This is a genomic window from Vibrio sp. S11_S32 (assembly GCF_014694465.1).
Classification (GTDB): Bacteria; Pseudomonadota; Gammaproteobacteria; order Enterobacterales; family Vibrionaceae; genus Vibrio; species Vibrio algicola.
Map to the genome: position 1 here is coordinate 182034 of NZ_JAAUWS010000001.1, position 13005 is coordinate 195038.

Sequence of the window (13005 nt, forward strand, 5' to 3'; positions counted from 1 at the left end):
CCTATAAACCAAGCGCATATTTAAGCACTTGTTTCTTAACGTCGCCGGAATGTTGCGCGGCTTTCAATACCGTATTACGCACCAATTTTAATGGACCGATATCGTTACTAAAGGTTTTATAGAAAAAATCCATTCCCGTTTGCATCAGTAAATTATCGCTGCGGCGGCGTTGTTGATAGTCAATAAACGCTTGTTCAGACTCAAGACCTTTATCAGCAATGGTTTCAAGTAAGGCCCATACATCTTTAAAGCCAAGGTTGACCCCCTGACCTGCCAATGGATTAATAGTATGGGCAGAGTCCCCGACTAACACACATCGTTTAGCAAAGTATTTTTGTGCGTGACGACGAGTCAGAGGAAACGATCCCGCTTGCAATACTTTAATATCACCGAGCTCGGCAGGAAAATGAGTGAGCACTTCCTCACTTAATTTTTCAACCGGCATGTTCTGTAATTGTTTGATTCGCTGTGGCGTGTCATACCACACTAATGAGCCTTGTTCACGCCCATCCGCCAGTGGTGCTAAGGGCAAAAATGAACGTGGACCGGTCGGAGTAAACCATTGCCATGTGGTATCACGTAGAGCATTATTGGCTTGAGGTGGCATTTCGACATTAATCAGCATGCAACGCTGACGGTAATCCCAAGCGGTAATACCAATATTAGTTTGTTGACGCACTTTCGAGTTAGCACCATCGGCTCCCACCACCCACAAAGCTTCTAGAGTCTGACCCGAAGCTAAGACTACTTTGTTGTATGCGTCATTAAATTCGAGGTGATCAAGGCTATCTGGGCAAAATAATTCGAGATTAGGGTATTGCTCAAACTGATGCCACAAACCTAATTGCAACAAGCGGTTTTCAACCATATAACCCAGTTTATCTAAACCAATCTCATCGGCATGAAAGCGAGTGCGACATTCAGGGTGTTCCCAAGTTTCTAGCCCCAAATACGGTAACACTCGTTTAGTCGCAATATTGTCCCATGCGCCAAGTTGCTGCAAAAGATCAACCGATGCTTTTGAGATAGCAGAAACGCGCAGATCCATCGGTTGCGAAGCTTCAAAAGCCAACGGCTCAACCCCCTCAACCAAAGCGACTCGTTTTTTCTGCTTAGCTAGGCCAAGTGCAACCGCGGCACCGACCATACCACCACCAATTACCACCACATCAAACTTAGACATATTTATTCTCATAATCATTAATGATCACATTCTACCCTTTTCCCACTTTCTTGCAGCCATGATGTTCAAATTATTCAACTTTCCCACCGCAATTATCCATAGCATTTTTAGGTCTATTATGCAGAGATTGCTTTGTTACTTCTCCCCCCTAGTCAGGTGAGGTTTAAAGCAGTACAATACGCCGCTGGCTAGATCCCTGTGGCACAAACTGCTTAAATCTAACCAATAATGATGAGCAAAAGCTCAACCCAAAACCGATTTAATACGAGCGAATGTGATAATGAGTAAGAAACTGCTAATTAAAACTTGGGGCTGTCAGATGAATGAATATGATTCATCTAAAATGGCCGATTTACTAGGTGCCGCAAACGGATATGAACTGACCGAAGATCCAGCGGAAGCAGATGTATTACTTTTAAATACATGTTCGATCCGTGAAAAAGCACAAGAAAAAGTGTTCCACCAACTTGGTCGTTGGAAAACATTAAAAGACAAAAAAGAAGGCGTGGTGATTGGTGTCGGTGGTTGTGTCGCCACTCAAGAAGGCGATCACATTCGTCGTCGTGCCCCTTTTGTTGATGTTATATTTGGTCCACAAACCTTGCACCGTTTACCTGAGATGATCAGACAGTCTCAAGCAAAATCCGGTCCAGTAATGGATATATCTTTCCCTGAGATCGAAAAGTTCGATAATCTTCCAGAGCCAAAAGCCGAAGGCCCAACCGCTTATGTTTCGATTATGGAAGGCTGCTCAAAATACTGTACTTATTGTGTCGTGCCTTACACTCGCGGTGAAGAAGTTAGCCGCCCGATGGACGATGTTTTATTTGAAGTGGCTCAACTTGCCGATCAAGGTGTACGCGAAATCCATTTATTAGGTCAGAACGTCAATGCTTACCGTGGACCAACCTTTGATGGTGATATCTGCTCGTTTGCCGATTTGCTGCGTTTAGTCGCCTCAATTGATGGCGTTGATCGCATTCGTTTTACCACCAGCCATCCATTAGAATTTACTGATGACATCGTTGAAGTGTACAAAGATACCCCGGAAGTGGTGAGCTTCTTACACTTGCCAGTTCAAAGTGGTTCAGACCGTATTTTAACGATGATGAAGCGCCCTCATACTGCGATTGAATATAAATCTATCATTCGTAAAGTGCGTAAAGCGCGTCCAGATATTCAAATCAGTTCTGATTTCATTGTTGGCTTCCCTGGTGAAACCAAACAAGATTTCGCCGATACCATGAAGCTTATCAAAGAGATTGATTTTGATATGAGCTTTAGTTTTGTATTCTCGCCTCGTCCTGGCACGCCTGCGGCCGATTTCCCTTGCGATATTCCCGAGCAAGAGAAGAAAGACCGATTGTATGAACTGCAACAACAAATTAACGCACAAGCTATGCGATACTCGCGCTTAATGCTTGGAACGACTCAGCGTATTTTAGTGGAAGGTCCATCGAGAAAAGACTTGATGCAACTGACTGGACGTACCGAAAATAGCCGTTCAGTGAACTTTGAAGGCTCGCCAGATCTGATTGGTCAGTTTGTTGATATCGAAATCACTGAAGTATTGCCAAACTCATTACGCGGTAAATTGGTGCGAACTGAAGCAGAAATGGGCTTACGTTCTGCGGTATCACCAACCGATATGATGAAAAAAACACGCAAAGAAGATGATTTAGGGGTTGTGACTTTCGTTCCTTAACTCCATATCCTTCTATAATGATATAAAAAAGCGGTCAACTTTTTATACCCAAACTAATTGAAGTTGCAGTGAGGCGGTAAGGATACTCATCCCAATGAGCTTAGCTTTTGTAAACAGAGAGCTTGTCTAAGAGATTGGGGTGAGTGATTGTAACCACCTATTGTTTATAAACAACAAAACTGCGACTTCAAGTAGGACGGGGATATTGAACCGCAAAACTCTGAGAGGGACCTAGTGAGTAATAAAATCGTCACACTTGAAATCAACTTAACACCTTCCGACAACCACAGACTTGCCAGTTTATGTGGCCCTTTTGATGACAATATCAAACATCTTGAACGCCGTTTAGGTGTCGAAATTAACCATCGCGGTCATTTTTTCACCATTGTTGGCAAGCCTCATACTGCCGCCGCGGGTTTAGATATTCTTAAAGACTTGTATGTTGATACTTCTCCTATTCGTGGTGTAATTGCCGACATTGAACCTGAAAACATTCATCTTGCGGTGAAAGAATCTGGTATTTTAGAGCAGCAACAAGAACAAGTGATTGAATACGGTAAAGAAGTCTTTATAAAAACCAAAAAAGGCATCATTAAACCTCGCACCCCAAACCAAGGTCAATATTTAGTTAATATTGTGACTCACGACATTACTTTTGGTATTGGTCCTGCGGGTACGGGTAAGACTTACTTGGCGGTTGCGGCGGCGGTAGATGCGCTTGAGCGTCAAGAGATCAGCCGTATTCTATTGACTCGCCCTGCGGTTGAAGCGGGTGAAAAACTCGGTTTCTTACCTGGTGATTTAAGCCAAAAAGTCGACCCTTATTTACGTCCACTCTACGATGCATTATTTGAAATGCTCGGCTTTGAGCGGGTTGAAAAACTGATTGAACGTAACGTGATTGAAGTGGCGCCACTGGCTTATATGCGTGGTCGTACTCTAAATGATGCCTTTATCATTTTAGATGAAAGCCAGAACACCACCGTTGAGCAGATGAAAATGTTCTTAACGCGTATTGGCTTTAATTCTCGCGCCGTGATAACCGGTGATGTGACTCAGATCGATTTACCTCGTGGTGCTCGCTCAGGGCTTCGTCATGCGGTTGAAGTGTTATCGGATGTCAGTGATATAAGCTTTAACTTCTTTATTGCCGATGATGTAGTGCGCCATCCTGTGGTTGCTCGCATTGTTAACGCCTACGAGAAGTGGGAAACCAAAGATCAAAAAGAACGCGATATTATCGACAAACGTCGTCGTAAAGAGCGTGAGCAACGTGAAGCACAAGCCGCAGCGATCTTTAATCATGCTGACAAGACTGCTGGTGTCGATAGTACACCAGCACAGCCAAAGGATTAATCCATGAGCATTGAACTCGATCTTCAAATTGCCGTCGAAAATGACGAATTATTACCACCAGAAGCTCAATTTCAAGAGTGGTTAGACGCGGTGATCCCTTTATTTCAACCGCAAGCGGAATTAACCATTCGGATTGTTGAAGCGGAAGAAAGCCAACAACTCAATCGTGATTACCGTGGCAAAGATAAGCCAACTAATGTGCTATCTTTTCCGTTTGAAGCGCCACCTGGTATTGAGATAGATTTACTGGGTGATTTAATCATTTGCCAACAAGTGGTTGAAGCTGAAGCGAAAGAGCAAAATAAACCTCTGGTAGCACATTGGGCACACATGGTTATACATGGCTCGCTTCATCTGTTAGGTTATGATCATATTGATGATCACGAAGCGGAAGAAATGGAAACCATCGAAACTGAGATCATGCAAAAATTGGGTTTTGACGACCCTTACATCTCAGAAAAAGAATAATTAATAAATAAGCGCGCTATCCGCTGTTGATAGTCATCATGCCAACCACAATACTTCAAGATTCACAATTATTGTGTTTGGTATAACTAAAGAGTAAACATGAACAATGATAACTCACCTTCTCATGCAGAAGGTAAGAACGACAAATCTGAAGGTCCCAGTAGAAAGTCCTTCTTCGACCGTTTAGCTCAAATGTTTCAAGGTGATCCTAAAGATCGCCAAGAGCTAGTGGAAGTGTTTCGAGATTCAGAAGAAAATGATTTAATCGACCCTGATACTCGTGACATGCTCGAAGGAGTGATGGAAATTTCAGAAATGCGTGTACGGGATATTATGATCCCTCGCTCTCAAATGGTCACTATCAGTCGTGATTATGATTTAGATACCCTTGCAACCTTAATTATCGACGCGACTCACTCTCGTTATCCTGTGATTAACGAAGACAAAGATCATGTTGAAGGAATGCTGCTGGCAAAAGATTTATTACGTTATTTGGTGTCAGACAGTACGCCATTTACACTCAATGAAGTATTACGCCCTGCCGTGGTAGTACCTGAAAGTAAGCGTGTCGATCGCTTATTGAAAGAGTTTCGTGAAGAACGCTATCACATGGCGATTGTGGTCGATGAATTTGGCGGCGTGTCCGGTCTTATCACCATCGAAGATATTTTAGAAGAAATTGTTGGCGAAATTGAAGATGAATTTGACGATGAAGAAAGCGCCGATATTCGCCAGTTAAGCAAACATACTTTTTCGGTTAAAGCCTTAACCGACATCGATGATTTCAACGATGCCTTTAACACTACTTACAGTGATGACGAAGTCGATACCATCGGTGGTTTAGTCATGATCAACTTTGGTCACTTGCCAGAACGTGGCGAGTCGGTAGATATAGATGGTTATACTTTTAAAGTGACCGCTTGTGATAATCGCCGCGTCAATCAACTGCAAGTCACCATCCCAAATAACTCAGAGACAAATATTGAACCTGAGACAACCAATAATTAAGAAGCATTAACCGCGAATGATATCAACTTTGATTCAGCGCTTATGGCGGCCTCTTTTGGCCGCTTTTATTGGCGCCACCACCACACTTGCTTTTGCACCTTTTAGTTACTGGCCGATCGCGCTGGTTAGCCCATTCCTGTTACTTTTGCTACTCGATTCACAAACTGCGAAAGCCGGCGCTTGGATTGCCTTTGCTTGGGGTCTAGGTCAATTTGGTACTGGGATCCATTGGGTTCATGTCAGTATCGATACCTTTGGCGGCATGCCTAAAGCGGCGAGCGTCTTCTTAATGACCCTTCTGGTCGCCTATCTTGCCATTTACCCTGCTCTTTTTGGTGGCTTTTTAAACCGTTTTTTCCCGACTAATAATCGTCGTCGTTTATTGATCGCCGCGCCGATATTCTGGTTATTTAATGATTGGTTGCGTGGTTGGGTGTTTACCGGATTCCCTTGGTTATGGTTGGGTTACAGCCAAATCGACAGCCCACTCAATGGCTTTGCCCCTGTTTCAGGCGTAGAGTCGATTACGCTAATGCTATGGATCATTGCCGGCAGCCTCGTGTACGTGTTGCGCAGTCGAAAATGGCAATATCTCGCCGTTCCTGTCGCCATTGTAGGTTTAAGTTATGCTTTAAACCAAGTGCAATGGGTTAAGCTGAATCCGGCCAGTAAAACCTCATTTGCGTTAATCCAAGGTAATATCGATCAAAAATCAAAATGGTTGCCAAGCCACCGCTGGCCAACCTTAATGAAATACACCGATATGAGTCGTGAGAACTGGCAATCTGATATTGTTATTTGGCCGGAAGCTGCGATCCCGGCATTAGAATCAGACTTACCTGCCTTCCTGCAAAACCTTGATACCGCTGCGCGTACTAACAATACCGCGTTGATCACGGGTGTGTTATCGCAAGATGATATGGGTCGCTTTTACAATAATGTCTTAACCCTTGGTAAAGATGGTCAAGGCCCTTACGATTACGATACTGCTAAGCGTTACAGCAAACACCATTTACTGCCCTTTGGCGAGTTTGTGCCATTTGGTGATTTATTGCGTCCGATCGCACCATTTTTTAATCTACCAATGTCATCATTCCAACGTGGTGCTTTTATTCAGCCTAACTTGGTGGCGAACGGCCGTCATTTATTGGCCGCTTTGTGTTATGAAATCATTTTCAGCGAGCAAGTCAGACAAAATGTCACCAATGATACTGACTTTATTCTGACCTTATCAAATGATGCTTGGTTTGGACGTTCTATCGGCCCTATCCAACATATGGAAATTGCCCGCATGCGAGCCTTAGAGTTGGGTAAACCACTCATTCGTGCAACCAATAACGGCATTACCGCGGTAACGGACTACAGAGGCCGTATCACTAAACAAGTACCACAGTTTAAAACCGAAGTGTTAAACGCTGAAGTCACATCTACAACAGGTAATACCCCTTACCGATCTATTGGTTCTTGGTTATTGTACCTGTGGAGTGTTATTGGTTTAGGTGGCGCTTGGTTGCTGCGTAATCGCTATAAGCAACGCTAGGGGTTTGGGTTTAGGTTACTCTTATCGTATTTACCCAAAAACAACTCTGTAAGCAAATAGCAATAAAAAAGGCGGCCTATCACCAATGATGATAGGCTGCCTTTTTGTTACCCGTGATTTTCATACCACGCTATAGATTCGCATGCTTAGGTCTCTTGCTATCACATCGCTTGCTTGATCTTACCCCAGTGACAGTAGTCATTCTTATAAGCCAAGCTGCCCCATAAGGCGTTAGCATTGGCAATATCAATCATAGCTTGCGGTAAATCCATCGCATCTAAATGATGGGTTTGAGGATTATATTGATAAGAACTGACTGGTTTATTGGCCTCAAACACTACCGCTTGATTATCGTTATTCATCCAAGCAAAAGTATCATGGTATTGCATCATGGCACGCAGCTTCGAGGTTTCGATATCTTGGGTTAAATCATGGCCAATCATTGGACCAAAGTTATCAATACCGATCATAGATAATAACGTTGGTGGTAAATCAATCTGACTGGCAATACGGTCATCTTTTTTCGCTTCAACACCACCGCCGAAAATAATCGCTGGAATGTTAAAGTAATCGACCGGCACCGCTTGATCACCGCAAACGCGTGAATCATGATCCGCCACAACCACAAAGATAGTGTCGTCCCAGTAATCTGATGCTTTGGCTTGCTTAATAAACTCACCAAAAGCGAAATCAGAATATTTCACGGTATTTTCGCGCGTCGCTGCAGGCGTGTTATGCAGCTCAATCTTACCTTCTGGATATTCATAAGGAGAGTGGTTGGTGGTAGTAAACACAAAACTAAAGAACGGCTTATCGCTTTTGTTTAACTCGGTAAATTGCTGATGTGCTTTATCATATAAATCTTCATCACATGCGCCCCACGAACCAATAAACTGCGGCTTAATAAAAGTAGGCAGATCTTGAATATCAGTAAAGCCATTGCCCAAACAATAACCCTTCATATTATCAAAATGGCTTTCTCCACCATAAATGAATTGAGTATGGTAGCCCTTATCAAATAGCGTTTGCGCAATGGTGTAGAAATTTTTCTGCCCTTTCGACAATTTTACAATTGCATTGGCCGGTGTTGGTGAAAAACCACTGGTTACCGCTTCAATACCACGAATAGAGCGAGTTCCGGTTGCATATAGACGGGTGAAATACCAACTCTCTTTGAGTATTTCATCTAAATTCGGCGTTAATGGTAAACCGCCCAATCCACCCACAAAACGTGAACCTAAACTTTCTTGCAATAAAATCACCAAGTTTTTTGGCTTACCTTGATAACTGGCAGGACGGCGAACTAGGGTTGGTAATTCAGGATGAATATATTGAGCTTGATCTATATGGGTCGATTGTTGAATAAGATCAATAACTTTGTCTTGCGGCATTTTTGGATAGTAAGAAGACGCATCTTCGTCAGTACGCATTAGCTTAATTGCATACAGAACTGAGTAAGTTGAATTTAGCGCAAAATCATTCATTAAGTGATCATGAGAAAAAGCAATCATAGATGGGTTGATGCCACGATGACCAAAGCTTGAACGAGCCCCAAGCACACATAAAGCTACCGCTACTAAACCTAGCGGTAAACGCCAATACCAAGCAGGACTGGCAATATCAGACACTAACAAGCCAGTAAACCACCAGCCTAAATATAAGGTTAACATCGACACCACAAGGCCAATAAACAGCTCTAATTTATAGCCCGTCCACAGCATACTGAACACTTCTTTCGGGTAAATCAGATATTCAACAAAGAAACGATTGGGGCGAACGTCATACTCATCGATAAAACTTGGGGTTGCGATCTCCATATAGACTAACAACCATAAACCAGCCACAAACCAAATACGTAATGCGGTTAGCCAAACACCACTAATCGCATCAAAGCCAGTAAATAAACAAGTTAATAAACTTGGTAGAATCAGTAGATAACAAAGCGTCACCACATCCATACGCAAGCCAGAAATCAAAATTGCTTTTAAGCCATTGGCTTTTTTAACTCGCTCACGCTTCCAGACGCACAAACAAATACGCGACATAGATAGAAGAATAAGGCCAATAACAAACATGGCAACAACAGGGAATAACACACCGAAGAACGACTTAAAAATTTCCAATATCTGATTCTCTAAATTTTCAAAATGGCGTGCAAAATATCATTTCTATAGGAATCATGTCTACGAAATTTAGATGTTTATCGCAGACATTATCAATAAATAAAAAAATAGGAGCACATCGGCTCCTATTTATGGGTTATGTAGAGTATTTCACTTTACGCTAGATCGACCGTTACAACCGCTTTAACACATTAGCGAGTAAATCAATTCTTGGTTTGATCGAGTCAATTAATAGAAATTCTTTATCCGAATGAAACCCCGATCCCATTGGGCCAAAACCGTCTAAGGTTGGTGTACCGACATTGGCAGTAAAGTTACCATCAGAGCCGCCACCCGCATCTTCCCAGCCATATTGAATATCAAGCTTATCCGCTTCTTCACTAACAATTGTCATCATCACTTGCGTGGCATCCGTTGGTTGCATCGACGGTTTAAAGGTTAAGCGGTTCACTTCCACACTTGCCCCCTTTTCAAATGGCGTTTTGGCCATCGCGCGTAGGGTATCATCAATAATTTGCGCTTCTTCATTGCTCCAAAAACGTAAATCAACCGTCGCCTTGGCAAAATCTGGTACTACGTTAACCACTAAACCGCCTTCAATCACACCCACATTCATAGTGGTACCAGTTTCAAGGTTAACTAAGTTTTTAATCGCCAGCGCCCAATGACTTAATTCATAAATAGCCGATACGCCCTCTTCTAAAGCCGAACCTGCATGCGAGGCTACACCATTAAAGATCAGTTCGTATTTGGCATTACCTTTACGTGAGCGGATCAAGTTACCGCTGGTACGTGCCGCTTCACACACTAAAACACGGCGACTTTTACGCGCCATTTCTTCAATCCAAGTGCGAGAATACAGTGACCCAATTTCTTCATCACAATTTAGTGCCACCACAATCGCCAAGCGATCACGTTCTTCATCGCTCAACTGCTGCAATGCATACCAAGCACTTAAAATGCCCGATTTCATATCCGATGTGCCAGGGCCATAGATTTTTTGCTCATCCAAACTCATCGGACGTTTTGCTACCGTGCCTTCAGGGAATACCGTATCCATGTGGCCACTTAACATCACATCATAAAATTCTGCATTTGGTTTATTGGTTATTTCTAAGCAAGGTCCCGCTTCGTCACTGACATGATGGCGAGTGACGCTAAAACCAATTTGTTCAAACATTGGCGTAAGAATATCGGCTATTTTCGCCACACCTTGCACAGTACGAGTACCACAATCCACATTGACTAAAGTTTCAAGTTGCTGGATATAACGTTGTAAATCAAAAGACTGAGTCATTATCTCACCTCAAAAGAATTAAAAAAAAGCCCACAACTCTCAGCTAGAAAGTCATGGGCATTATCAAAGGTGTATCGGGGTTACGCCATCATTGGCACTAAGAACACCGTACCGATGATCACGGTTGCTAGACCGCAGAATACAGGAACCGAGGTGCGCTTAACCACATCAAACGGACTGATTTTACCCATACCCGATGTCGCCACGATCACCCCAGAAACTGGTGAAATAGTACGACCAAGGTTAGACGCTTGTAGCATTGGGATGATCAAGAACGCAGGGTTAATGCCCATTTTCGCCGCCAGTGATGGCGCAAGTTCAACAAATGCGTAGAAAGAGGCATTACCAGAACCGGTTGCAACCGACGCTGCGACCGTAATGGCGGTTAATAACAACATTAACGCGACCGCACCTGCGCCTGCATTGTTGGCAAGGGCAAGTAGGTTATCAATCGCCCCCATAGACATTAAGCCTTGAGCGAACAAACCAGCACCAACCAATAGCATGACGACGCTTTTAAATGCTTCAGCCATACCTTGATAACACACTTCAAGATCTTCGAGTGCTTTCTTACCATTACAGCGGTTAGAAACATAATGCACCACCGCGCCAATGAAAATTGACAACACCACGATGGTATAAATATCTAATGTTAAACCTTTAATGGTTTGGCCGTTGAATAGGAAAACCCCAAAAATAGGTAAGAATGGCAAAATAGAATAATAAGCTGGAGCGCTGGTATCCATATCTGAAATATCAACTTTCTCCATTGGAGTGTTGTCTTTTTTATCGAGATATTTATTCCAGAAGTACGCCGCAATCGCCATTACAATAATGGCAGAGATAGAAACAGGTAATACAGTTTCAACCGCAAACACATGCAGAGGAATACCTGATTTTTGCGCGGCAATAACCACATCACCAGACGTTGGTGACAAGATGATAGCAGCAGGAGACGCACATACTGCCACAGCGGCTGGACGAGAAATACCCATCGCGGTCATCATTGGGAACAATGTCGCCATCAATAGCACGCCAAGACCAGTAGCAGAGCTTACCGCTAGAGACATCAAGCAAGCGACAATATAAGCCGCAACTAATAAGATATAAGGTGATTTAATAAAAGACAGTGGTTTTGAAAATTGTTTCACCACAATATTATTGGCACCGATATGCGTCATATAAGTCGCAAAGCCACATAACAGCATAATTTGTAGACCTAAACCGCCGCTGTAACTTTGTAATGTCGATTTCAAAAACATCAATGAATCGGTGAAGAAGTTCCCCGTTGATTCCATTCCTTGAGGAAGAACCGAATGGCCAAGAGGTTGTGCGATAAGAAGTAAGAAGGTACCCGCCGCTAATAGCACGCCAGTAGGTTTGTAGCCTTTTACAATGAAATAACCCACTACAACAGTCACAGCAAGACCGATTAATAGTTCTAACATAGTTGTTTGCCTTTTTAAATTATGCGATGTGTTTTGATTAACAATCATCATTTTTAATATTTGTTGGCACACAACCTATCAAATGCCGTAATGAGAAAACTTAATCTTTATCAATTTTTTCTTTGTAACACGAAAATTTATCGATACAAGTGCTTTTTATCAAAAAACACTCATACCAAAACACAAAAAACCGAACACGCCTGTAACAATAAACCTTACAACCACAAACAAAGTAGCAACCTTACTCGTTCAGCATAAATAGTTAAATATTATATTTATGATGAATAGAAACGAGTAATAGTAATGTGAATTAAGGCTTCAATGGCATACGGGTAAAAGCATGATTACCACATTGCATACAAGGGGTGATTTCATGAGGATGGGTGTATTCTTGGCGATGACCGCATTTTTCACACACCAACGCGCCTAAACCAATAATATCGCCCACTTCATATAAGCCTTTATGTTCGATATCTTTAAATACTTCTCGCCATTCAACTTGGGTTCTATCGGTAATTTCAAGTAAACCTTCCCAAATAGATTCAGCAACCACCGTCATAAACGGATCATCTTCGTCCTCTTGGCTTTTTTGGTAGCTGTCTGAAAATTCTTTTAAATCTGATTTTAAATATTGTTGGATCAATGCCATTTCATCTTTGGTCATATCTTTGACTGCATCGAGCATTTCTTTCGGTGTTTCTAATGCTTTTTCAAGCTCTTCGGGTGTTTTCTTCACTCTTTCTAATAATTGTTCTAAAACTTGTTTGTATTCCTGTTGGCGTTTTGGCATAGCGGACTCCTGTCTATTATGATTTGGCTATTGTTGAGTGTCACTGCTTTAAGGTATTCTATGCTGATCAAGTATGGCCTGATCTAA

At 42.5% G+C, this 13005-nt stretch carries 10 protein-coding genes; 5 read left to right on the top strand and 5 right to left on the bottom strand.

Going from position 1 to position 13005, the window contains the following annotated elements; translation table 11 throughout:
• Nucleotide 1: 1 nt before the first annotated feature.
• The gene (locus HC723_RS00850) at nt 2-1183 is read right to left on the bottom strand and encodes a 2-octaprenyl-3-methyl-6-methoxy-1,4-benzoquinol hydroxylase (protein ID WP_190337892.1); all 1182 of its coding nucleotides are present in this window, start codon (nt 1181-1183) and stop codon (nt 2-4) included.
• Between the two features lie 280 nt (nt 1184-1463).
• Here HC723_RS00850 and miaB point away from each other — a divergent pair, with 280 nt between their 5' ends.
• From miaB to lnt, 5 genes are all read left to right on the top strand, one after another.
• Nucleotides 1464-2888 carry a tRNA (N6-isopentenyl adenosine(37)-C2)-methylthiotransferase MiaB gene (gene miaB, locus HC723_RS00855; protein WP_153446533.1) on the top strand — a complete coding sequence of 475 codons (1425 nt, stop codon included), beginning with the start codon at nt 1464-1466 and terminating at the stop codon, nt 2886-2888.
• 234 nt (nt 2889-3122) lie between these two features.
• A complete protein-coding gene (locus tag HC723_RS00860; RefSeq protein ID WP_153446531.1) occupies nt 3123-4244 on the top strand; it encodes a PhoH family protein in 1122 nt (373 codons plus the stop codon).
• 3 nt (nt 4245-4247) lie between these two features.
• Entirely contained in the window at nt 4248-4712 is a 465-nt protein-coding gene (gene ybeY / locus HC723_RS00865) for an rRNA maturation RNase YbeY (RefSeq protein ID WP_153446529.1), read from the top strand.
• 99 nt (nt 4713-4811) lie between these two features.
• A complete protein-coding gene (gene corC, locus HC723_RS00870; protein ID WP_153446528.1) occupies nt 4812-5720 on the top strand; it encodes a CNNM family magnesium/cobalt transport protein CorC in 909 nt (302 codons plus the stop codon).
• Nucleotides 5721-5736: 16 nt separating this feature from the next.
• Nucleotides 5737-7260 carry an apolipoprotein N-acyltransferase gene (lnt, locus tag HC723_RS00875; protein ID WP_190337893.1) on the top strand — a complete coding sequence of 508 codons (1524 nt, stop codon included), beginning with the start codon at nt 5737-5739 and terminating at the stop codon, nt 7258-7260.
• 161 nt (nt 7261-7421) lie between these two features.
• Here lnt and HC723_RS00880 read toward each other — a convergent pair whose 3' ends face one another.
• The 4 genes from HC723_RS00880 to HC723_RS00895 form a co-directional block, all read right to left on the bottom strand.
• Nucleotides 7422-9383 (bottom strand): LTA synthase family protein, encoded by a 1962-nt coding sequence (locus HC723_RS00880; protein ID WP_190337894.1) that lies wholly within the window; start codon nt 9381-9383, stop codon nt 7422-7424.
• 172 nt (nt 9384-9555) lie between these two features.
• On the bottom strand, nt 9556-10680 hold the full coding sequence (locus HC723_RS00885; protein WP_153446524.1) for a M20 family metallopeptidase: 1125 nt from the start codon (nt 10678-10680) through the stop codon (nt 9556-9558).
• Nucleotides 10681-10760: 80 nt separating this feature from the next.
• On the bottom strand, nt 10761-12128 hold the full coding sequence (dcuC, locus tag HC723_RS00890; RefSeq protein WP_153446523.1) for an anaerobic C4-dicarboxylate transporter DcuC: 1368 nt from the start codon (nt 12126-12128) through the stop codon (nt 10761-10763).
• Between the two features lie 310 nt (nt 12129-12438).
• The gene (locus HC723_RS00895; protein ID WP_190337895.1) at nt 12439-12918 is read right to left on the bottom strand and encodes a zinc ribbon-containing protein; all 480 of its coding nucleotides are present in this window, start codon (nt 12916-12918) and stop codon (nt 12439-12441) included.
• Nucleotides 12919-13005: the final 87 nt, after the last annotated feature.

Excerpts from the sequence above, each read along its gene's own strand:
- HC723_RS00850 (WP_190337892.1), bottom strand. The coding sequence starts at position 1,183 with ATGTCTAAGTTTGATGTGGTGGTAATTGGTGGTGGTATGGTCGGTGCC.
- miaB (WP_153446533.1), top strand. The coding sequence starts at position 1,464 with ATGAGTAAGAAACTGCTAATTAAAACTTGGGGCTGTCAGATGAATGAA.
- ybeY (WP_153446529.1), top strand. The coding sequence starts at position 4,248 with ATGAGCATTGAACTCGATCTTCAAATTGCCGTCGAAAATGACGAATTA.
- corC (WP_153446528.1), top strand. The coding sequence starts at position 4,812 with ATGAACAATGATAACTCACCTTCTCATGCAGAAGGTAAGAACGACAAA.
- lnt (WP_190337893.1), top strand. The coding sequence starts at position 5,737 with ATGATATCAACTTTGATTCAGCGCTTATGGCGGCCTCTTTTGGCCGCT.
- HC723_RS00885 (WP_153446524.1), bottom strand. The coding sequence starts at position 10,680 with ATGACTCAGTCTTTTGATTTACAACGTTATATCCAGCAACTTGAAACT.
- dcuC (WP_153446523.1), bottom strand. The coding sequence starts at position 12,128 with ATGTTAGAACTATTAATCGGTCTTGCTGTGACTGTTGTAGTGGGTTAT.
- HC723_RS00895 (WP_190337895.1), bottom strand. The coding sequence starts at position 12,918 with ATGCCAAAACGCCAACAGGAATACAAACAAGTTTTAGAACAATTATTA.